Annotated in this window: 7 protein-coding genes and 1 pseudogene; 4 read left to right on the top strand and 4 right to left on the bottom strand. The window is 69.2% G+C overall.

Annotation, left to right across the window (positions count from 1 at the left end):
* Positions 1-84 precede the first annotated feature (84 nt).
* From SH922_RS33980 to SH922_RS33965, 4 genes and pseudogenes are all read left to right on the top strand, one after another.
* Entirely contained in the window at positions 85-6840 is a 6756-nt protein-coding gene (locus tag SH922_RS33980; protein WP_393062392.1) for an amino acid adenylation domain-containing protein, read from the top strand.
* A 68-nt stretch (positions 6841-6908) separates the two neighbouring features.
* Complete coding sequence (locus SH922_RS33975; RefSeq protein ID WP_393062391.1) at positions 6909-14789, top strand: amino acid adenylation domain-containing protein; 7881 nt, start codon at positions 6909-6911, stop codon at positions 14787-14789.
* A pseudogene (locus SH922_RS33970) lies at positions 14786-17395 on the top strand (amino acid adenylation domain-containing protein); the annotation flags it as partial. The gene SH922_RS33975 and the pseudogene SH922_RS33970, both read left to right, overlap by 4 nt.
* A gap of 247 nt (positions 17396-17642) precedes the next feature.
* On the top strand, positions 17643-18803 hold the full coding sequence (locus tag SH922_RS33965; RefSeq protein WP_393063760.1) for an alpha/beta fold hydrolase: 1161 nt from the start codon (positions 17643-17645) through the stop codon (positions 18801-18803).
* Between the two features lie 425 nt (positions 18804-19228).
* Here SH922_RS33965 and sbnB read toward each other — a convergent pair whose 3' ends face one another.
* From sbnB to SH922_RS33945, 4 genes are read right to left on the bottom strand one after another with little or no spacing between them, the layout of a single operon-like run.
* Positions 19229-20236, bottom strand: a complete 1008-nt coding sequence (gene sbnB, locus SH922_RS33960; protein ID WP_393062390.1) for a 2,3-diaminopropionate biosynthesis protein SbnB — start codon at positions 20234-20236, stop codon at positions 19229-19231.
* A 42-nt stretch (positions 20237-20278) separates the two neighbouring features.
* Positions 20279-21226: a 2,3-diaminopropionate biosynthesis protein SbnA gene (gene sbnA, locus SH922_RS33955; RefSeq protein WP_306084180.1), complete on the bottom strand. Its 948-nt coding sequence runs from the start codon at positions 21224-21226 to the stop codon at positions 20279-20281.
* The gene (locus SH922_RS33950) at positions 21223-22446 is read right to left on the bottom strand and encodes a glutamate synthase-related protein (protein WP_393062389.1); all 1224 of its coding nucleotides are present in this window, start codon (positions 22444-22446) and stop codon (positions 21223-21225) included. The genes sbnA and SH922_RS33950 overlap by 4 nt, the downstream gene beginning before the upstream one ends.
* On the bottom strand, positions 22443-23459 hold the full coding sequence (locus SH922_RS33945; protein ID WP_393062388.1) for an asparagine synthetase A: 1017 nt from the start codon (positions 23457-23459) through the stop codon (positions 22443-22445). Before SH922_RS33945 ends, SH922_RS33950 begins: the two co-directional genes overlap by 4 nt.
* Positions 23460-23517 lie beyond the last annotated feature (58 nt).

The following is a 23517-nucleotide window of genomic DNA, read 5'->3' as shown; positions in this document are numbered from 1 at the left end:
TCAAGATCGCTCTGCGAGCATCGAACTCGGCTGAGCATCCGAGGGCCTTCCGTTACGGGTCGACGACGAGGAACTGGTGGACGCATGACTACGAATCCGATGGTGCCCCCGGCGCCGGCACCCGGCCGGGAAGCGGGGCGTGAGCCGTTCTCGCCGGCCGAGGCCCGGATAGCCGACGTGTGGCGGTCCGTCCTCGGCACCGAGGTGGTGACGGCGGAGTCCGACTTCTTCCTACTGGGCGGCACCGGAGAGCGGTCGGCGGAGATGTCCCGCCGGGTGGCGGAGGAATTCGGCTCCGACTTCCAGGCGCCTTTGGTATCGGGGCCCTTGACCGTACGGGCCGTGGCTTCGTTCCTCGCCGAAGAGGCCATGCAACGGACCCGCCGACTGTTCGAGTCTCTGGACGGGGGCGACGAGGGCCTGGCCGATGGCACGGATGCCCTGGCTTCATCGTCCGCCTCCGACGACACCGCCGCGATCCCTTCGGCCGCCCGGGATGGGCGGCCTCTGCCCCTGTCGTTTGCGCAGCGCCGCCTCTGGTTCCTGGATCAACTGGAGCCGGGCCGTGCCGAGTACCTCATTCCCATGGGGCTGCGCATCAGCGGTCCGCTGGACGTGCCGGCGCTGGAGGCGTCGCTGTCCGAGCTGGTCGCGCGGCACGAGGTGCTCCGGACCCGTTTCGTCACCGACGAGGACGGTACCCCCGGGCAGATCGTCGACGAGCCCCGCACCCTGCCGATGGCTGTACACGACCTGCGGTCCGTCACGGACGGCAGTGCCAGGGAAGAGGCCGCCCTCGCGCTCGTGGGCACCGAGGGCTTCCGACCGATGGACCTCGCCACCGGGCCGATGATCCGCGCCTTGCTTATCCGGCTGAACGAAGAGGATCACCTGCTGTCCCTGACGGTTCATCATGTCGCTTTCGACGGATGGTCGGTGGGGGTACTTTCGCGGGAGCTCACCACGCTGTACACCGCGCGGGTCACGGGCGTACCCGCAGGTTTGCCCGAACCGCCGCTGCAGTACGCGGACTTCGCGGTCTGGCAGCGTGCATGGCTCACCGGTGAGGTGCTGTCCGACCAGCTGGAGTACTGGCGTGCACAGTTGGCGGGCGTCGAACCGCTGGAGCTCCCCACCGACCGCAGACGCCCGGCGCTGCGCAGCGGCAACGGGGCGATGCTCACCTTCAGCATCCCCGCCGCGACCGCCGACGGGGCCCGCAGGCTGGCGCACGACACGCGTGCGAGCCTGTTCATGACGCTGCTCGCCGTGTTCCAGGTCGTGCTGTCGCGCTACAGCGGCCAGGAGGACATCGCGGTGGGCACCCCGATCGCCGGCCGCAACCGTGCCGAGATCGAGGACATGGTCGGCTTCTTCCTCAATACACTGGTCATGCGGACCGACCTGTCCGGCGACCCGACGTTCACCGAGCTCATCGACCGCGTCAAAGACACCGCACTCGGCGCCTACGACCACCAGGACCTGCCCTTCGAGCGGTTGGTGGAGGAACTGGCGCCGCAGCGGGACCTGTCGCGGAACCCGTTGTTCCAGACCATGTTCGTCCTCCAGAACACTCCCGACAGCCGCTCCTGGGAGTTGCCCGGCCTCAGCATCCGCCAACTGGACCTGGCCGCACAGGAATCCAAGTTCGACTTCTCCTTCTACGCGACGGAGGCTGCCGACGGCGGCCTGGACGGCACCATCGTCTACTCCACCGACCTCTTCGACGAAGCCACGATGGCCCGGCTCGCCGGACACTTCGAAACCCTGCTCGGTGCGGCTGCTCACTCTCCCACTGCCCGGCTGTCCGACCTGGAGATGCTGACGCCTGCGGAGCGGCGGGAAATCCTCACCACTTGGAACGGAGCGGACACCGACGCCCCCGACGCCGTCACCGTGCATCGTCTGTTCGAGGACCGGGCAGCCGAGCGACCGAACTCCCGTGCCCTCAGCTGCGGCTCGGATCACCTGACCTATCGGGAGCTGGACGAGCGGGCCGAGTGGATCGCCACCCTGTTGCGTGAGCGCGGAGCGGGTCCCGGGACCCTGGTCGCCCTCTGCGTGGACCGGGGCACCGACATGGTGAGCGCACTGCTCGGCATCCTCAAGTCAGGTGCCGCGTATGTGCCGTTGGACCCGACGTATCCGACCGAGCGGCTCGCCTACATGGTCGGGGACAGCGGGGCCCCGCTGATCGTCACCCAGTCCTCGCACGCCGGGCGGCTGCCCGCGGATACGCCGCTCCTGCTGCTGGAGGACACCTGGCCGTCGGATCTTCCCACCCGCCCCCGTGACGGCTCCGCGCCGGAGCCGGGGCCCGATGACCTGGCGTACGTGATCTACACGAGCGGTTCGACGGGCCGGCCGAAGGGCGTCCAGATCACCCACGGCGCCCTGCGGGCACGTATGCGGGAGACCCGGCGGCAGCTGGACCTCACCTGCGAGGACAGGGTCCTGCAGTTCGCGTCGATCTCCTTCGACTCCTCGGTGGGGCAGTTGTTCGCGCCGCTCGTCTCGGGCGCCTCCCTGGTGCTGCGCGACGACGCGTGGGATCCGGGGATGCTGGGGCAGGCGCTGCGCACCAACGAGGTGACGGTCGCCTGGCTGACCCCGTCGGCGTTCGGCGCGCTGGCCGCCCAGCTCGACGGGCCGGACGCCGTCGGCCCGCACCTGCGTCTGGTGCGGCTCGGCGGTGAGGCGCTCCCGCGGGAGCAGGTACGCCAGTGGTTCCGTCACACCTCGGTACCGCTCGTGAACGGCTACGGGCCGACCGAGGCGGCACAGGAGGCGGCGACGGCACGGATCACCGGGCCGGGCGACCACGTGCCGATCGGGCGCCCGGTCGCCAACGCGAAGGTGTTCGTGGTGGACCGCCACGGCCGGCCCGTCCCGGTAGGCGTCCCGGGTGAGATGTGGATCAGTTGCCCCGGCCTGGCCCGCGGGTATCTGGGCAGGCCGGAACTGACCGCCGAGAAGTTCACGGTGGTCGACGTGGACGGCACGCCACGGCGCGTGTACCGCACCGGCGACCTTGCGAAGTGGCACCCGGACGGGCATCTGGAGTTCGTCGGCAGAGGCGACAACCAGGTCAAGCTGCGCGGCTACCGCATCGAGCTCGGTGAGATCGAGGCAGCGCTGCTCACCCACCCGTCGGTCACCCTCGCCACCGTCCTGCTGCGCGAGGACGTACCGGGCGACCCGAGGCTGGTGGCGTACGTCGTCGCGAACCCGCCCGTCGAGACGGGCACGCTGCGTGCCCACCTCCAGCGCGACCTGCCGGACTACATGGTGCCCGCGGCGTTCGTCCCCCTGGACCGGATCCCGCTCACGCCGAACGGCAAGACGGACCGCCGCGCGCTGCCCGCACCCGCCTCCGACCGGCCCGAGCTGGGCGCCGCGTACACGGCTCCGCGCACCGCGACTGAGCGGACGGTCACCGAGGTCTGGGCACAGGTTCTCGGCATTGACACCGTCGGCGTCGACGACGACTTCTTCGCGCTGGGCGGCCACTCGTTGCTGGCGACGCAGGTCGTGTCGCGGCTGCGCCGGCAGCTGGGCGTCGATGTCCCTGTGAGGACTCTGTTCAGCGCACCCACCCCGGCGCTGCTGGCTGCGGCAGTGGCGGACCTCGACGATGTCGGGATCTCCCGCATCAGCGCCGTGCGGCGCGACGGTGACCCGATTCCACTGAGCTTCGCCCAGCAACGCCTCTGGTTCCTCGACCAGTTGGAGCCGGGCAGGGCCGAGTACCTGCTTCCCTTCGCCTACCGCGTCCACGGCCTGCTCGACGTGGACGCACTCAACACCGCTTTCACCGCGCTGGTCGCCCGCCACGAGATCCTGCGCACCCGGTTCGGCACGGACGAGGCGGGCTCCCCGGTCCAGTCGATCTCCCCGGAGCTAGCGGTGACGGTCCTGGTGCGGGATCTGCGTGCCGTCGCCGACGCCCCGGCCCGGGAAGATGCCTGTGCGGCGGTCCTTGCCGAGGACGCGTTGCGCCCGGTGGACCTCACCACCGGCCCCCTGCTGCGCGCGGAACTGGTGCGCCTCGGCGACGAGGAATCGGTACTGGCGATCACCGTGCACCACATCGCCTTCGACGGCTGGTCCGTGGGCGTGCTGGTACGTGAGCTGTCCGCACTTTACGCGGCGGCCCTGGAGAAGGGGCCGGTGCCCGCACCGCTGCCGGTGCAGTACGCCGACTACGCGCTGTGGCAGCGAGCCTGGCTGACCGGCGCACCGCTGGAACAGCAACTCGACTACTGGCGGAGCCGTTTGGCGGGCCTTGAGCCGCTGGAGCTGCCGACGGACCACGCACGGCCGGCGCAGCGCACCGGCAAGGGCGAAGTCGTCCGGTTCTCGGTTCCCGCCGACGTCGCCGCACGTGCCAGGGCGGTGGCCGCCGAAGGCGGCGCGAGCATGTTCATGACCCTGTTGTCGGTGTTCCAACTCCTGCTGGCGCGTTACAGCGGACAACGGGACGTCGCGGTGGGTACCCCCATCGCCGGCCGGAACCGGACCGAGACCGAAGACCTGATCGGCTTCTTCGTCAACACGCTCGTCCTGCGCACCGACCTCTCCGGCGATCCGGCGTTCACCGATCTGCTGGCGCGCGTCAAGGACACGGCACTGGGCGCGTACGACCACCAGGACCTGCCCTTCGAGCGCCTCGTCGAAGAGCTGGCACCCGACCGTGACCTGTCCCGGAATCCGCTGTTCCAGACTCTCTTCGCGCTCCAGAACACGCCCGGCGCGGACGCCTGGAGTCTGCCCGGCCTGACGGCGGAACCCATCGAGTCCCCGGTCCGTGAAGCGAAGTTCGACCTGTCGATGTACCTCGCCGAGGCAGCCGACGGCACACTGAACGGCGCCGTCGTCTACGCCGGCGACCTGTTCACCGAGGCCACCGCACGACGGCTCGTGAACCACTTCACCAACCTGCTGGACGCGGCCACGGCGCACCCGCACACCGTGCTGTCCGAACTGGAGATGCTGGGCGCCGACGAGCGCCACCGGATCATCACCGAGTGGAACGCGACCGAGGCTCCGGTCCCGGCTGCGGCCACCCTGCACGAGCTGTTCGAGGCTCGCGCGGCTCTCGCCCCGGACGACATCGCCGTCGTGTGCGGCAGCGACCAGCTGACCTACCGCGAACTCGACGAACACGCCAACCGGTTGGCGCACCGGCTGCGCGCCGAGCCGGGGATCGGGCCGGACGTGCCGGTGGGCGTCTGCCTGGAGCGCTCCCCCGCCCTGGTGTGGACGCTGCTCGGCATCCTCAAGGCGGGCGCGGCGTACGTACCGCTCGACCCGGAGCATCCGGCGGAGCGGCTGGCGTACCTGGTGGAGGATTCCGGTGCACCGCTGGCCATCACCGACACCGCTCACGCCGGCCTGCTGCCCGAGGGCCTGGGCCTGCTGGCCGTCGACAGCGCTACCGACCTGCCGGACTCCCTTCCGGTCACCGCTCCGGACCCCGTCGCCGGACCCGGCGACCTGTCCTACCTGATCTACACCAGCGGCTCGACAGGCCGCCCGAAGGGTGTCCGCATCGAGCACGGCGGCGTGGTGAACTACCTGGCCGGCATGCAGCAGGCCTTCCCGCTCACCCCCGGCGAGGGTTTCCTCCAGGCGACCCCGCTGTCCTTCGACGTGTCGGCGTACGAGATCTTCTGGCCGCTGTGGCAGGGCGCGACGGTCGTGCTGGTTCCCGGCTCCGATCGGCTGGACATGACCGAGGTGTCGCGGCTGATGCGGGCGCATCGCGTGGTCGGCCTGCACTTCGTCCCGAGCCTGCTGGACCTGTTCGTGTCGCAGGCACTGCCCGATGACTGCGCGCACCTGCGCTACGCCTTCGCGAGCGGTGAGCCCCTCCAGCCGACGCTGGTGTCCCGCTTCCTCGAACGCTTCCCCGGTGACCTGGTCAACCTGTACGGCGCGACGGAGGTCTCCGTCGACACCACGTACTGGCGGGCCTCGCGCACCGACCCCGGGGGCCCGGTCCTCGCGGGACGGCCCATGGTGAACCAGACGGTGTACGTCCTCGACCCGGACCGCCGCCCCGTGCCGGCGGGGGTGCTGGGCGAGGTGTACCTCGGCGGTGACAGCGTGGGGCGCGGCTACCACGAGCGGCCCGAGCTCACCGCGGAACGCTTCGTACCCGACCCGTTCAACGGCGGCCGCATGTACCGCACCGGAGATGTCGGCCGCTTCACCGCCGACGGCGAACTCGACCTGCTGGGCCGCATCGACCGGCAGGTGAAGCTGCGCGGTGTGCGCGTCGAACTCGGCGAGATCGAGGCGGTGTTGCTGACCCACGACACAGTCGGGGTGTGTGCGGTGGCCGTCCGCGAGGACGCCCCCGGCGACAAGCGACTTGTGGCCTATTTCGTACCCGTGCCGGGCGGTACGGCGGACGCCGGAGCGCTGCGCGGGTGGGCTGCCGAGCGGCTGCCCCGGGCCATGATGCCGTCCTCGTTCGTGATCCTTCCGGAACTCCCGCTCAACCGGAACGGCAAGGTCGATCACGCGGCGCTGCCGGCCCCCGACGAAAGTGACATCGCGGCGGGGTTCGTGGAGCCCAGGGACGAGATCGAGGCGGAGATCGCCGGGATCATGGCCGCGGTGCTCGGACTCGAGAAGGTCGGAATCCACGACGGCTTCTTTGACATCGGCGGGCATTCCCTCCTCGCCATTCAGCTCGTCAACCGCGTCGAGGCGGTGACCGGAGTCCGTATCGGCCTTCGCCAGCTCTTCCAGGCGCCGACGGTCACCGGTGTCAAGCAACAGCTCATCGAACTGTTCGACGCGCAGGAAAACGAACAGGAACAGGCCTCCTGAACCCAGCGGCCCGCTGCCCACGCGCAGAGACCCGTTGCCCACACAAAAGGAAGAGGACGGACATCATCATGGGCGAGAACTCGATCGAGGCGCGGCTGCTGTCCCGTATGCGACGGCGAGCGGACGCGGACCGGATCGTACGCGGTGCCGGTGAGGCCGACGGACCGCTGCCGCTGTCGTTCGCACAGCAGCGGCTGTGGTTCCTGGACCGCCTGGCCCCCGGAAGCGCCGACTACCTGGTGCCGATGGCACTGCGTGTCCGGGGTCCGCTGAACGTCTCGGCACTCGAGACGGCTCTGTCCGGCCTGGTGGCCCGGCACGAGGTGCTGCGGTCGGCTTTCCCGGCGGACGACGACGGCACACCGCGGCAGGTGATCACCGCGCCCTGGCCGGTCGAGGTCACGGTGCACGACCTGACGGGCGACGCCCACGCCGAGGAACGCGGCCAGGAGGTGCTGCGCGCCGAGGCGACCCGCCCCTTCGACCTCACGACGGGCCGGCCTCTGCGGGCGGACGCCGTACGTCTCGCGGAGGACGACCACTACCTGTTGCTGACGGTGCACCACATCGTGTCGGACGGCTGGTCCTCCGGCATCCTGGCGCGCGAACTGCGTGAGCTGTACGCCGCGGCCCTGGCCGAGCGCGAGCCCACGCTCCCGGAACTACCTGTTCGTTACGCGGACTTCGCCTCCTGGCAGCGCGATCAGCTCACGGGACCGGCCCTGGAGCGGCAGCTCGGTTACTGGCGCGAGCGTCTCGCCCACTCCACGCCCTTGGAGCTGCCGACCGATCACCCGCGTCCGGCACACATGAGCGGCACCGGCGACGTGGTGACCTTCACCGTGCCGAACGAGGTCGCGGAAGGGCTGCGGAAGGCTGCGGGGCGACAGGGCGCGAGCATGTTCATGGCGCTGCTGTCGTTGTTCCAGATCGTGCTGGCCCGCTACTGCCGCCAGGACGACATCGCCGTGGGCACCCCGATCGCGGGCCGCAACCGGGCCGAGATCGAGGACGTCGTCGGGTTGTTCGTCAACACGCTGGTGATGCGGACGGACCTGTCCGGCGACCCGACGTTCACCGAGCTGATCGACCGCGTGAAGGATACGGCTCTGGGCGCGTACGACCACCAGGACCTGCCGTTCGAGCGGCTGGTGGAGGAGGTGGCGCCGGAGCGGGATCTGTCGCGCAATCCGCTGTTCCAGACCATGTTCGTCCTTCAGGCGCCGGGAAGCGCCGACGGCGAGGCCTGGGCGCTGGCGGGCACGGACGTCGAGCCGGTGGAGATCGAGCGGGGTGTGGCCAAGTTCGACCTGACACTCACGGCGGTCGAGTCACCGGACGGACTGCGTGCTGTTCTGGAGTACCGGACGGATCTGTTCGAGCGGGCGGCGATCGAGCGGATGGCCGGCCACCTCGGCACACTTGCCGCCTCCGCCGCTGCCACCCCCGACGCCCACCTCTCCGAACTGAACATGCTGACAGTGCGGGAGCGGCAGGAGATCCTCGTCGACTGGAACGGGGTCACCGGCCCTTACCCCGACACCGCGACCATCCACTCCCTCATCGAGGACCGCGTCACCACCGACCCGGACGCCATCGCCGTCACCCACGGCGACGAACAGTGGACCTACACACAGATCAACACCCGCGCCAACCAGCTCGCCCACCACCTCCGAGCCACCGGCATCACCCCCGACACCTTGATCGCGGTCTGCCTCGACCGCTCCCCCGACCTCATCGCCACCCTCCTCGGCATCATGAAAGCCGGCGCCGCCTTCGTCCCCCTCGACCCCGAATACCCCACCGACCGCATCACCTACATGATCGAAGACGCCCAAGCACCCCTCATCATCACCAGCACACACCACACAGACCGGCTCCCCGACGGCACCCCCCACCTCCTCACCGACACCCACTGGCCCGAAGGCCCCGCAGACAATCCCGCACCGCTGGCCTCACCGGACGACCTCGCCTACATCATCTACACCTCAGGCTCCACCGGCCGCCCCAAAGGCGTCGCCCTCGAACACCGCGGCGTCGTCAACTACCTCCACTGGTGCAACCAGAACTACCCCGTCACCAACCCCGACGGCATCGGAACCATCCTCTACTCCTCCGTCACCTTCGACCTCACCATCACCGCCCTCTTCCTCCCCCTCATCCAAGGCACCCAACTCGCCATCCCCACAACCCAGCCCGGACAGACCGCGTTCGACGCCGCCATCGACCTCATCCTCACCAATACCCCCATCAGCTTCCTCAAAGCCACCCCCTCCCACCTCGAAATCCTCGCCGCCCACCTCACCACCCACCACGCCACCCACCACATCACCACCCTCGTCGCCGGCGGCGAAAACCTCACCCCCACCCTCGTCACCCAACTCCTCGACACCAGCACCACCCACACCACCATCAGCAACGAATACGGCGCCACCGAAGGCTCCGTCGCCAACGTCATGAGCCTCACCACCACACCCGACCCCAACGGACACACCACCACCCTCGGCCAACCCATCACCAACACCACCACCTACGTCCTGGACCACCACAACCAACCCGCCCCCATCGGCATCCCCGGACACGCCCTCCTCGGCGGCATCTGCCTCGCCCGCAACTACCACAACCGACCCGACCTCACCACCCAACGCTTCACCCCCAACCCCCTCCACACCCCCACCGACCCCCGCACCTACCACACCGGCGACCTCGTCACCTGGCGCCCCGACGGCACCCTCGAATTCATCGGCCGCATCGACAACCAAATCAAACTCCGCGGCTACCGCATCGAACTCGGCGAAATCGAAAACGCCCTCCACACCCACCCCCACATCCACACCACCACCATCACCCTCCGCGAAGACACCCCCGGCAACAAACAACTCACCGCCTACATCACCAACACACCAGGGGCCCCCACCCCCACCAGCCACGAACTGCGCACCCACCTCCAGCAGCAGCTTCCCGACTACATGATCCCGACCACCTACGTCACCCTCGATCACCTCCCCCTCACCCCCAACGGCAAGATCGACACCAAAGCCCTCCCCGCACCCGACAGCCACCGACCGGACCTCGACGCCACCTTTGTCGCCCCGCGCACGACTGCCGAGCACGTCGTCACCACCGTCTGGTCCGAGATCCTCGGCATCGACACCATCGGCATCCACGACAACTTCTTCGAGCTCGGCGGGCATTCACTGCTTGCCACGCAGGTGACGTCCCGGCTGCGCCGGCAGCTCGGCATCGACGTCCCGGTCCGCACCATCTTCACCTCGCCCACCCCGGCGACCCTGGCAGCGGCCATGCGCGAGCTGACGGCGACGGCCGATGAGGCTCCGCTCGTACCGGTGGACCGTACCGACGCTTCGCTGCCGTTGTCATTCGCCCAGCAACGTCTCTGGTTCCTGGACCAGTTGACGCCCGGCAGCGCCGAGTACCTGGTGCCCTTCGCCCTGCGCATACGGGGCGAGCTGGATGCCGACGCCCTGGGTACGGCGTTCACCGGCCTGGTGGCACGGCACGAGATCCTGCGGACCCGGTTCGTCACCGACGACTCCGGACGCCCCTCGCAGGTGGTGGACGCGCCGTGGTCGGTCACCCCGGTGGTGCACCACGTCCAGGCCGACGCCACCCTCGGAGACGGGGCACGAGCCGCGCAGGAGGTCATGGAAGCGGAGGCGCGGCGCCCGTTCGAACTGGACGGAGGACGGCTCCTGCGCGTGGACCTGGTCCCTGTCGCGGAGGACGACCAGTACCTGCTGGTCACGTTGCACCACATCGTCTCGGACGGGTGGTCCTCCGGCATCCTGGCGCGGGAACTGCGTGAGCTGTACACGGCGGCGCTGGCCGATCGCGAGGCGAATCTCCCGGACCTCGCGGTGCAGTACGCGGACTACGCCGTCTGGCAGCGGGAACAGCTCACCGGCGACTTCCTGGAATCGCAGTTGGCTTACTGGCGTGAGCGCTTGACCGGTCTACCGGTGCTGGAACTGCCCACGCAGCACGGTCGCCTTGCCGAGCGCGAGGACGCCGCAGGCGACACCGTGTACTTCGCGCTGCCGGCCGAGGTCGCGGATCAGTTGCGGGCGTCGTCGGGACGGCACGGAGCGAGCCTCTTCATGACGCTGCTTTCGCTGTTCCAGATCGTGCTGGCCCGCTACGGGCGCCAGGACGACATCGCGGTGGGGACGCCCATAGCGGGCCGCAACCGCGCCGAGACCGAAGACCTGATCGGCTTCTTCGTCAACACGCTGGTGATGCGGACGGACCTGTCCGGGGACCCTACGTTCACCGAGCTGATCGACCGCGTGAAGGACACGGCTCTGGGCGCGTACGACCACCAGGACCTGCCCTTCGAGCGCCTCGTCGACGAACTTGCGCCGAACCGCGACCTGTCGCGCAATCCGCTCTTCCAGACCATGTTCGTCTTCCAGAACACTCCGGACGGGGATGCGTGGAGTCTGCCGGGCCTCGAGGTCGAGCAGGTCGGGGTGGGCGGCCAGGACGCGAAGTTCGACCTCCAGCTGACGGCGGCCGAGTCGGGCGGCGAGGTGCTGGCAGCGCTGGAGTACCGGACGGATCTGTTCGAGCGGGCGGCGATCGAGCGGATGGCCGGCCACCTCGGCACACTTGCCGCCTCCGTCGCGGCCACCCCCGACGCCCGCCTCTCCGAACTGAACATGCTGACAGTGCGGGAGCGGCAGGAAATCCTGGTCGACTGGAACGGGGTCACCGGCCCCTACCCCGACACCGCGACCATCCATTCCCTCATCGAGGACCGCGTCACCACCGACCCGGACGCCATCGCCGTCACCCACGGCGACGAACAGTGGACCTACACACAGATCAACACCCGCGCCAACCAGCTCGCCCACCACCTCCGAGCCACCGGCATCACCCCCGACACCTTGATCGCGGTCTGCCTCGACCGCTCCCCCGACCTCATCGCCACCCTCCTCGGCATCATGAAAGCCGGCGCCGCCTTCGTCCCCCTCGACCCCGAATACCCCACCGACCGCATCACCTACATGATCGAAGACGCCCAAGCACCCCTCATCGTCACCAGCACACACCACACAGACCGGCTCCCCAACGGCACCCCCCACCTCCTCACCGACACCCACTGGCCCCAGGGACCGACCACCGACCCCGCACCGCTGGCCTCACCGGACGACCTCGCCTACATCATCTACACCTCAGGCTCCACCGGCCGCCCCAAAGGCGTCGCCCTCGAACACCGCGGCGTCGTCAACTACCTCCACTGGTGCAACCAGAACTACCCCGTCACCAACCCCGACGGCATCGGAACCATCCTCTACTCCTCCGTCACCTTCGACCTCACCATCACCGCCCTCTTCCTCCCCCTCATCCAAGGCACCCAACTCGCCATCCCCCAGACACAACCCGGTCAGACCGCGTTCGACGCCGCGATCGACCTCATCCTCACCAACACCCCCATCAGCTTCCTCAAAGCCACCCCCTCCCACCTCGAAATCCTCGCCGCCCACCTCACCACCCACCACGCCACCCACCACATCACCACCCTCGTCGCCGGCGGCGAAAACCTCACCCCAGGCCTGGTCGCCCAACTCCTCGACACCAGCACCACCCACACCACCATCAGCAACGAATACGGCGCCACCGAAGGCTCCGTCGCCAACGTCATGAGCCTCACCACCACACCCGACCCCAACGGACACACCACCACCCTCGGCCAACCCATCACCAACACCACCACCTACGTCCTCGACCACCACAACCAACCCGCCCCCATCGGCATCCCCGGACACGCCCTCCTCGGCGGCATCTGCCTCGCCCGCAACTACCACAACCGACCCGACCTCACCACCCAACGCTTCACCCCCAACCCCCTCCACACCCCCACCGACCCCCGCACCTACCACACCGGCGACCTCGTCACCTGGCGCCCCGACGGCACCCTCGAATTCATCGGCCGCATCGACAACCAAATCAAACTCCGCGGCTACCGCATCGAACTCGGCGAAATCGAAAACGCCCTCCACACCCACCCCCACATCCACACCACCACCATCACCCTCCGCGAAGACACCCCCGGCAACAAACAACTCACCGCATACATCACCAACACAGCCGGAACCAGCACGAATGCCAGCGAACTCCGCGCACACCTCCAGCGCCAGCTCCCCGACTACATGATCCCGACCACCTACGTCACCCTCGATCACCTCCCCCTCACCCCCAACGGCAAGATCGACACCAAAGCCCTCCCCGCACCCGGGCCCGAACGCCCCGACCTCGCCAACACCTACACCGCCCCCCGCACCGACACCGAACGCACACTCGCCTCGATATGGGGCGACATCCTCGGCATCGACACCATCGGCATCCACGACAACTTCTTCGAGCTCGGCGGCGACTCGATCATCAGCATCCAGATGATCGCCAGGGCGAAGAAGTTCGGCCTGCACCTCACGCCGCGCATGATCTTCAAGCATCAGACGATCGTCGAGATCGCGGTCCACGCCGGCGCGACCACGCTGGTCGACGCGGAGCAGGGGCGCGTGGTGGGCGACGTACCTCTGACGCCGATCCAGCACTGGTTCTTCGAGAAGGAACTACCTGCGTTCGACCACTTCAACCAGGCCGAGCTGCTGGTCACCGACGCCTTGGACCCCGATGTCCTGCGTCTGGCGCTGACCGACCTGGTCGAACACCACGACGCTCTGCGCCTGCGGTGCGAGAGCGGCGAAGACGGCTGGCGCCAGTTCCTGGACGAGCCGGTGGACACCGGCATCCTCGACGTCCACGACCTGTCCGACATCGCCGCCGACGCCCTGAACTCGGTGTCGCTCGGGATCGCGGAGGAGACCCAGCGAGGCCTCGACCTGGCGAAGGGCCCTCTGATCCGGTGCGCCCTGCTGGAGCTGGGGGCGACGCGGGGCCAGCGGTTGCTGATCGCCGTACACCACCTGGCCGTCGACGGTGTGTCCTGGCGGATCCTCCTGGAGGACCTGGGCAGTTGCTACGAGCAGCGCGCCGCCGGCAAGGCACCGCGGCTGCCGGCGAAGACGACCTCCTTCCGGGCCTGGGCGGAACGGCTGCGCGCGTTCGCGGAGTCGGAGCCGGCACGCGCCGAGTTCGCCTACTGGGCGGAGGCGAAGCCCGGCGGGCAGGTTCCGCGTGACCGGGACGGGCACAACGACCTCGGCTCCGCGTCCACCGTCGCGGTGACCCTCACACCCGACGAGACACGCGCCCTGCTGAGGGACGTACCTCGCGCCTTCAGCACGCAGATCAACGACGCGCTGCTCACCGCCCTCGCGCAGGCGCTGCGGGACTGGACCGGCGACGACGAGACCTTGATCGGTCTGGAGGGGCACGGCCGCGAGGATCTGTTTCCCGACGTCGACCTGTCGCGTACCGTCGGCTGGTTCACGTCCGTGTTCCCCGTCGCGCTACGGCTGGCGCCCGGCGCCGGTCCGGTTGCGTCGCTCGACTCCGTCAAGGAACAGCTGGAGCGGATCCCGAACAAGGGCGTCGGCTACGGCATCCTGCGTCATCTGGGGGCGCCCGACGTAGCGTCCGTCCTGGGCCGGCAGCCGGTCCCGGAGGTCAACTTCAACTACCTGGGGCAGTTCAGCCGGGACCTCCCCGGCATCGGCCGGTACGCCCCCGCGAACGAGCCCAAGGGCCACTCGATCAGTCCCGACGGCATGCGCTGGAACGTCCTCGACGTGACCGCGGCCGTCGAGGGCGACACGTTCGGGGTGTACGTCGGCTACTCGACGTCGCTGCACGACCGGCAGACCGTCGAGCGGCTGGCCGCGGGAGTGATCGGCCACCTGCGCGCACTGATCGCCGGCAGCGCCGAAGGCGCCGCCGACTCCCGCCGGACCACCCCCGGCGTTCCCCTCACCGACATCGGTGACACCGACATGGCCGCGATCCTGAAGAGGTTCTCGATATGAGCACGCACAACGTGGAAGACGTCTACGGGCTCTCGCCCCTGCAGTTCGGGATGCTGTACCACTCGCTGGAGGACACGTCCGACACGCGCCCGTACATGGTGCAGATGACGGAAGAGGTCGAAGGCCCCTTCGACGACGCACTGTTCGGACAGGCGTGGCAGCAGCTCGTCGATCGGCACTCGATCCTGCGGAGCGCGTTCGTCTGGGAGGGCGTGTCGGAACCGGTGCAGGTGGTGCAGCGCCAGGCCCCCGTGCCCTTCGCGATTCGGGACCTGCGCGGCCTGCCCGACCATGAACAGCGACTGGACGCCTTCCTGGCGGAGGACTGGGAGCGCGGGTTCGACCTGTCGCGGGCGCCGATGGTGCGAGTGACCGTGCTGCGGACGGCAGAGGAACGGCGCTTTGTCGTCTGGTCGTTCCACCACATCCTGTTGGACGGGTGGAGCGTTCAGATCCTCCAGAAGGAGCTGTTCGCCCTCTACCGCGCCCTGCTCGACGGCACAACCGCCGCCCTGCCAAAACCCGTTCCGTACCGCCGCTACATCGAGTGGCTCAACGCCCAGCAGGGCGATGCCTCGGCCGATTTCTGGACGAAGTATCTGGCGGGGGTCACCGAGCCGACCGACCTGCACGTGGACCGGGACACCGGAAAGACGGGGGTTGGGGAGTTCGAAGTGATCGCCTCCTCCGATCTGTTCGCGCAGGCCCGTGACTACGCCCGGTCCCAGCGGATCACGATGAACACCCTGGTGCAGGGGCTGTGGTCGATCCTGCTCTCCCGCTACAGCCGCCGCGACGAAGTGCTGTTCGGTTCGACCATCTCGGGCCGCTCGATCGACCTGCCGGGCGTGGACTCGATGATGGGGCTGTTCATCAACACGCTGCCGGTGCGCGGCCGGCTCACGGGTGAGATGGGGGTCGCGGGCTGGCTGCGGGACCTCCAGGACGAGCAGTTGGAGATGCGGCAGTGGGAGTACTGCCACCTGGTCGATGTTCAGAAGCACAGCAGCATCGCCCGCGGGGAGCCGCTGTTCCGGTCCATCCTGGTTTTCGAGAACTACCCGGTGGTTCAGAAGCCGTCGGACTTCCCAGAGGGGCTGACTCGCCGCCTGGTCAACTGCGTGGAGCGCACCGGTTATCCGCTCACCCTGGTCGCGTCGGCGGGCAGCGCCTTGGAGTTCCGATTCGTCTACGACCGGAGCAAGTTCGACGCGGCGACGATCGAGCGGATGGCCGGTCACCTGCGCACCCTGCTGGAGTCCGTCGTGGCGGCTCCCGCGGCGCGCATCGCGGAGCTGAACATGCTGACGGTGCGGGAGCGGCAGGAGATCCTCGTCGACTGGAACGGGGTCACCGGCCCTTACCCCGACACCGCGACCATCCACTCCCTCATCGAGGACCGCGTCACCACCGACCCCAACGCCATCGCCGTCACCCACGGCGACGAACAGTGGACCTACGCACAGATCAACACCCGCGCCAACCAGCTCGCCCACCACCTCCGAGCCACCGGCATCACCCCCGACACCTTGATCGCGGTCTGCCTCGACCGCTCCCCCGACCTCATCGCCACCCTCCTCGGCATCATGAAAGCCGGCGCCGCCTTCGTCCCCCTCGACCCCGAATACCCCACCGACCGCATCACCTACATGATCGAAGACGCCCAAGCACCCCTCATCATCACCAGCACACACCACACAGACCGGCTCCCCAACGGCACCCCCCACCTCCTCACCGACACCCACTGGCCCGAAGGCCCCGCAGACAATCCCGCACCGCTGGCCTCACCGGACGACCTCGCCTACATCATCTACACCTCAGGCTCCACCGGCCGCCCCAAAGGCGTCGCCCTCGAACACCGCGGCGTCGTCAACTACCTCCACTGGTGCAACCAGAACTACCCCGTCACCAACCCCGACGGCATCGGAACCATCCTCTACTCCTCCGTCACCTTCGACCTCACCATCACCGCCCTCTTCCTCCCCCTCATCCAAGGCACCCAACTCGCCATCCCCCAGACACAACCCGGTCAGACCGCGTTCGACGCCGCGATCGACCTCATCCTCACCAACACCCCCATCAGCTTCCTCAAAGCCACCCCCTCCCACCTCGAAATCCTCGCCGCCCACCTCACCACCCACCACGCCACCCACCACATCACCACCCTCGTCGCCGGCGGCGAAAACCTCACCCCAGGCCTGGTCGCCCAACTCCTCGACACCAGCACCACCCACACCACCATCAGCAACGAATACGGCGCCACCGAAGGCTCCGTCGCCAACGTCATGAGCCTCACCACCACACCCGACCCCAACGGACACACCACCACCCTCGGCCAACCCATCACCAACACCACCACCTACGTCCTGGACCACCACAACCAACCCGCCCCCATCGGCATCCCCGGACACGCACTCCTCGGCGGCATCTGCCTCGCCCGCAACTACCACAACCGACCCGACCTCACCACCCAACGCTTCACCCCCAACCCCCTCCACACCCCCACCGACCCCCGCACCTACCACACCGGCGACCTCGTCACCTGGCGCCCCGACGGCACCCTCGAATTCATCGGCCGCATCGACAACCAAATCAAACTCCGCGGCTACCGCATCGAACTCGGCGAAATCGAAAACGCCCTCCACACCCACCCCCACATCCACACCACCACCATCACCCTCCGCGAAGACACCCCCGGCAACAAACAACTCACCGCATACATCACCAACACAGCCGGAACCAGCACGAATGCCAGCGAACTCCGCGCCCACCTCCAGCGCCAGCTCCCCGACTACATGATTCCCGACCACCTACGTCACCCTCGATCACCTCCCCCTCACCCCCAACGGCAAGATCGACACCAAAGCCCTCCCCGCACCCGGGCCCGAACGCCCCGACCTCGCCAACACCTACACCGCCCCCCGCACCGACACCGAACGCACACTCGCCTCGATATGGGGCGACATCCTCGGCATCGACACCATCGGCATCCACGACAACTTCTTCGAGCTCGGCGGGCAGTCCATCAGCGCCGTGCGTGTGGCGTCGCGGATCCGGGAGGCCGGGTTGGAGGTCACCCTCCAGCAGATCATGCGGCATCCGACGGTGGCCGGTCTGGCCGCCGTGCTGGACACCCCGGAGAAGGAGGCCGAGACCGGGTCCGGCGGGCTGGTCGTCCAGCTGTCGGCCGAGGCCGACCCCTCTCTTCCCCGGCTGTTCTGCGTGCACCCCGGTGGTGGCAGCACGCATCCGTACCGCGCGCTCGCGCAGCGTCTGGCGGGAGCGTTCACCGTGTACGGCGTCCAGGCACCGGGGCTGAACGCGGCTGAGTCGCCCCTCTTCGGGTTCGAGGCCATCGCGGACCGCTACTGGCGGGAGATCCGCCGGGTGCAGCCGGAAGGGCCGTGCACGATCCTCGGCTGGTCGACCGGCGCGGTGATCGCGCACGCGATGGGTGTGTCCGACCCGCAGGCGGTGGCCGCCCTGCTTCTGCTGGAGCCGGCGGTCACCGGGGACGACCAGCAGGAACGGTTCCGTCGGCACGCCGAGGTGTACCGCCGGGTGGACGGCCTGTGGCAGAGGGGCCAGGGCGAGACCGGCACCCAACGTGCCTCCACAGAGCGGGAGATGAAGGGTCTGGCTCCGGAGATGAACATCGAGGAGTCGGCGATCACGCTCGATGAGTGGCTGCCCTACCCGGTCCTGGAAGCCGAGGTGCGCTCGCTCGCCGCCTACCGGCCCGGAGGCTCGGCGGCTCCCGCGACGCTGTTCGTCAGCGACACCGTGCGCGACGAAAGCGGCGACGAGGTGCCGCACGCTCGGTACGTCGCCCACTGGAGCGGGCTCTATCCGCTGGGCCTGGACATCCGTCCGATACCGGGTCGCCACATGGAGATGGTGAAGGGTGACGAGCAGCTGTCCGTGCTGGTCGCGGCGGTAGGGGAGGCCGCGGCGGTTCGGGAGGCCGGGAGGGGCGGCACCGACCACGAGACCCCACTGCTGCTGCCCGCCTGACAGCCGGCTGGTCCGCACGACCGAAGCCGCCCCCCGCTCACGCGGGGGGCGGCTCTTTGCCGCCAGGAGCATTCGTGGTACTCGACGGACGTTCCGCACCATCGCAGGGGGCGGGGCGGCACACCTCCGGATCGCTCACCCGTTCCAGGAGAACCACAACGGCACCGGGTGAGGCCCGCGGACGGGTGCGGGCCGTCGCCCCGATGTCCCTGTCCGTGGCGGGCCCGCCCGCCCGGTGTCACGCGCCGGAGTTCCGTCGCCGGGCAGGGCCTCGGGGGCGTCTCGTCGATCTGGGGCGACTTCCGTGTTCCGCCCGCCTCACGCATGCCCGCACACGCCGGAACGCCCCGGTCCCGGGTTCCCTCCGACCAGCAGCGAAGGGAACCCGGGACCGGGGCGAAGGACGCCGGGGCGCGGCGGTCAGGTCACCACCGGGTCAACTCGGGGAAGAAGTGGGGTACGTCGGTGGCGCGGCCGCTCTCCAGGGCGGTCCGGTAGATATGGCAGCCGACGGCCAGGTCCAGGACGCCGAGGCCGAACGGGGAGAAGACGGTGGGCCGGTCTCGGTCGAGGGTGACTGTGCCGCGCAGCACGTCGGCGAGGGTGCCGTCGATGAAGTCACGGGTGCCGTACTCCGTCTCCGTGAGGTGGGGCGAGGTCTCGGCGGTGAGGCAGTGGTCGATGTCGTCGAGGACGTTGTGGCACTTGATCATGACCGTGGGATGGATGTCGCGCAGGGACAGGTTCAGGATGAGCTGGCCCGACTGCAGGGTCTGTCTGTCCGTCAGCCAGGGCGCCGGCGCGGTGGTGGCGAGTATCACCAGGTCGGCGGCGGCCAGGGCCTCGTCGATCCCGGTGACGGCTCTGGCCCGCCAGCCGTGTGTGTCCGACGCGTATGTGGCGAACTTCTGTGCGTACGCGCCCACATGGTCGTGGACGAGGCACTCACGGACGTTGAGGCCACGGGCCGCGAGGAAGTCGGAGACCGTGCGGCCGATGATGCCGGCACCGACGAAGAGCACCGTGCGGGGCGCCTCGTCGGGGGCCAGCGTCTCCACGGCGAGCGCGGCGGAGGCAGCCGTGCGCGCGGCACTGATCTGGGACGCTTCCAGACAGGCGAACGGGTAGCCGGTCTCCGCGTCGTTGAGGAGCAGCACGGCGGAGGCGCGGGGAAGGTTCCGTCGGACGTTCTCCGGGTAGCTGGCGATCCACTTCAGGCCGGAGACGGGTGCTTCGCCGCCGAGGTGGGCGGGGAGGGCGATGATGCGGGCGCCGGGGTTGTCGGGGAAGCGCAGGAAGTAGCTGTTGGGGTTCACGGTGGCGCCGCGGCTGTGCTGGAGGTACGTGTCCCGCACGATCTCCAGGATCTCGGACGGCGCGGAGGTGATGACGTCCTGGGCGACGGTGCCGTCGATCACATGAAAAGTCGACATCGGTGGGTGCCTTTCGCGGGTGGGAGGAGTGCGGGACGGTGGTCAGGCGAGGACACCGAGGTGTTGTCCCACCCAGGCGTCGTTGTAGACCGTGCCGAGGTAGCGCTCGCCCAGGTCGGGTGAGATCGCGGCGATGCGGGAGCCGGCGGGGAACGCGTCGGCGTACTGGCGGATCGCGGCCAGGACGGAGCCGGTGGAGCCGCCGACCAGGAGTCCGTGGGTGCGGGCGAGCAGCCTGCACTCGTGGACCGCGTCCTCCTCCGCGACGAGCACGACGTCGTCGGCGAGGCCGGGTTCGAGCAACTCCGGGACGCGGCTGGCGCCGAGGCCGGGGATGCGGCGGGGTCCGGGCGGGGCGCCGAAGATGATGGAGCCGAGGGCGTCGACGGCGACGATCCTGGTGTCCGGTGAGTACTCGCGCAGGTAGCGGGAGCAGCCGACGAACGTGCCGGTGGAGCCCGCGCCGACGAACAGGTAGTCGACGTGCTGGAGCTCCTTGAGCAGGGTGCGCGCGGTCTGCTCGTAGTGGGCGCGGGGGTTGGCCGGGTTGGCGTACTGGTTGAGCCACACCATGGACGGGTCGGCCTCGACGCGGCGTCGGATGTGGGCGATGCGGGACTGGAGGAAGCCGCCGTTCGGGTCGACGATGTCCACGACGACGACCTCGGCGCCGAGGGCGCGCATGTGGTCGATGCTGGTGGCGTTGGTGTTGGGGTCGACCACACAGGTGAAGGCGTATCGCTTGGTGGCGCAGATGGAGCTGAGGGCGATGCCGAGGTTTCCGGAGGACGACTCGATGACGCGGGCGCCGGGGGTGAGGACGCCGCGGTGCTCGGCGTCCTCGACCAGGCTCAGGGCGGTCTTGAGCTTGACCGAGCCGGCCGGGTTGAGACCCTCGATCTTGAGGAAGACGTCGGCGCCCGGTGCCATGTGGGCCAGGCGGACGAAGACGTCGTCGGTGACCAGCTCGTAGGTGTGCTCGTAGATCATGACTCGGGCCTCCACAGGTCCTCGGGGCCGGTCTCGTCCGCCGCGTATCTGCCGAGCGAACTGACGGCCATGCGCATCTCCAGGGCCATGGCGTCCACGAGGCGTTCGAGTCCGTGTTCCGGGTCCTCGTCGGCGGCGACCAGGGCGGCGCGGCCGAGGCCGACGGCGCGGGCGCCGAGGGCGAGCAGTTTGACGGCGCGGATGCCGTCCCAGACGCGTCCACTGGCGAGCAGGGTGCGGTCGGCGGGGTCTACGCGGCGCAGGCACTCGGCCAGCGGCAGTCCGACGTGGCCGAGGAAGCCGGTGGGGGCCCAGCCGGTGCCGCCTTCCGCTCCGTCGACGGTGACGGCGTGGGCGCCCGCCTCCCAGGCGATGGCTGCGGCACGGCCGACGTCCCGGCCGGGTAAGAGCTTCACCCAGCAGCGGGCGCGCGGGTAGTTGTTGCGCATGAGCTGGATCTGCCGGCGGAAGATCTCGTCGGTGAAGGTACCGGGGCTGGAGCAGCGCAGGACCGCTGCGGCGTCGGGGCCGAGGCGTTCGACCGCGTACTGCCCGTCGAGGTCGGCGGCGACCGCCTCGCTGATCATGGTGAGGCCGCCGAGGCCGGGCTTGGCGCCCTGGCCGACCTTCATCTCGAAGCCGAGGCGGCCCGAGCTGAGGAGGCCGGAGACGGCGGGGTCACTGTAGACGTGGTTCCAGACCTCGGAGTCGGCGTCCTCGGTGCTCTGTTGGACGCAGACGCCGCCGATGCCCTCGGGCAGTTCCTCGCAGTAGGCGAGGATGCGTTCCAGCAGGCCCTTGCGGTGGTCGTCGCCGCTGCTGCGGAAGCCGTTCATCGGGGCGACGTTCTCGCCGATGACCATGGGGATGCCGAGCCGTCCGGCCTGGCGGCTGAGGGCGAGGCTGGTGCCGGCGACACGGGTGGAGCCGAGGGCCGACACGTACACCGGCACGGGGGCCTCGAAACCGCCGAGGGCGGTGGTGAGGCGGACGTCGGAGTAGAGGGGTTCTCGTCCGAGGTCGATGAGTTCGGCGAGGCGTCCGGGCATGAAGACGGGTGGGACCAGGCGCAGGGCGTCGATCTCGTCGCCCTCTTCGCGGGTCGCGCCGAAGACGGAGGTGCCGTAGCTGTCGAGCGGTGGGAAGACGGCGGCGGCTCCGTCGCGGGCACGCGTGCGGATGGCGTCCTCGGGCAGGCCAGGGGCGGTCAGGTACGTCACGGGGACACGACCCCCGCGAGCTTCGGGAAGGCGGTGGCCTGCCAGACGGAGTCGAGGCCGGCCACCCAGCGGGTGAGGCGTTCCAGGCCGATGCCGAAGCCCGCGCTCCGGGGAATTCCGTGGCGGGCGACATCGAGGTACCAGGCGTACTTGGCGGGGTTCTCACCGGTCTCACGCATCCGGGTGACCAGGGCGGCGTACTCGCTCTCGCGCTCACTGCCGCTGCACAGTTCACCGCAGGACTCGGGTGCGATCAGGTCGAAGTTGAGGAGGGTGCCCGGGTCGTCCGGGCTCTCCTTGTCGTAGAAGCCCCGGGAGCCCTTCGGGTAGCCCACGACGAAGAACGGCGCTTCGGCCTGTCGGGATATGCGCTCCTCGGCCTCCCACTCGATCTCCGTACCGGCGGCCTGCGGGTAACCGTCGCTGCGCAGCCGCTCGACGACCTCGCTGTGCGGCACCCGGGCGAACGGCCGGGCGACGAAGCGGCGCAGGGCGGCGGGATCGCGTCCCAGTACGGCGAGTTCGGCCTCGCACCGGTCGGCGACGGTGTTGACCGCGTGGCGAACGAGGCCCTCGGCGATGTCCATGGCGTCGTCGCGGGTGGCGCCCGCGTACTCGACGTCGATCTGCCGGAACTCGGCGAGATGACGACGGGTCGTGCTGGTCTCCACGGGTTCCAGGCGGACGTTGGGCGCGATGAGGAAGATGCGGTCGTACGCCAGCAGGGACGCCTGCTTGTAGAGGATGGCGCTGGTCATCAGTTTGTAGCGGTGGCCGTAGTAGTCGACGTCGACCTGCTTGGCGCCGCGCGAGCCGGGGTCGGTGACGGGGCCGATGATCGGATGGGCCATTTCCACCGCGTCGTCGGCACACAGATAGGCGCGGGCGCCCGCGACCAGGGCCTGCTGGATGCGCAGGGCCGCCCTGGTGCGCGGGTCGCGCAGGTGTTCCAGCGGCGAGGGCAGGGCGGGAGCGGCGGCGAACGCCAGGGGGCGGTCGATCTGGAGTGTCATGTCGGTCCTTGTCCGGTCGACGTACGGTTCACCGGCCCGAAAGGGGGCTGCGGAGAAA

It is taken from the genome of Streptomyces sp. LN549 (genome assembly GCF_043203805.1).
Taxonomy (GTDB): domain Bacteria; phylum Actinomycetota; class Actinomycetes; order Streptomycetales; family Streptomycetaceae; genus Streptomyces.
This window is presented reverse-complemented; position numbering and strand designations above follow the sequence as displayed.

Excerpts from the sequence above, each read along its gene's own strand:
- SH922_RS33980 (WP_393062392.1), top strand. The coding sequence starts at position 85 with ATGACTACGAATCCGATGGTGCCCCCGGCGCCGGCACCCGGCCGGGAA.
- sbnB (WP_393062390.1), bottom strand. The coding sequence starts at position 20,236 with ATGTCGACTTTTCATGTGATCGACGGCACCGTCGCCCAGGACGTCATC.
- SH922_RS33945 (WP_393062388.1), bottom strand. The coding sequence starts at position 23,459 with ATGACACTCCAGATCGACCGCCCCCTGGCGTTCGCCGCCGCTCCCGCC.
- SH922_RS33975 (WP_393062391.1), top strand. The coding sequence starts at position 6,909 with ATGGGCGAGAACTCGATCGAGGCGCGGCTGCTGTCCCGTATGCGACGG.
- sbnA (WP_306084180.1), bottom strand. The coding sequence starts at position 21,226 with ATGATCTACGAGCACACCTACGAGCTGGTCACCGACGACGTCTTCGTC.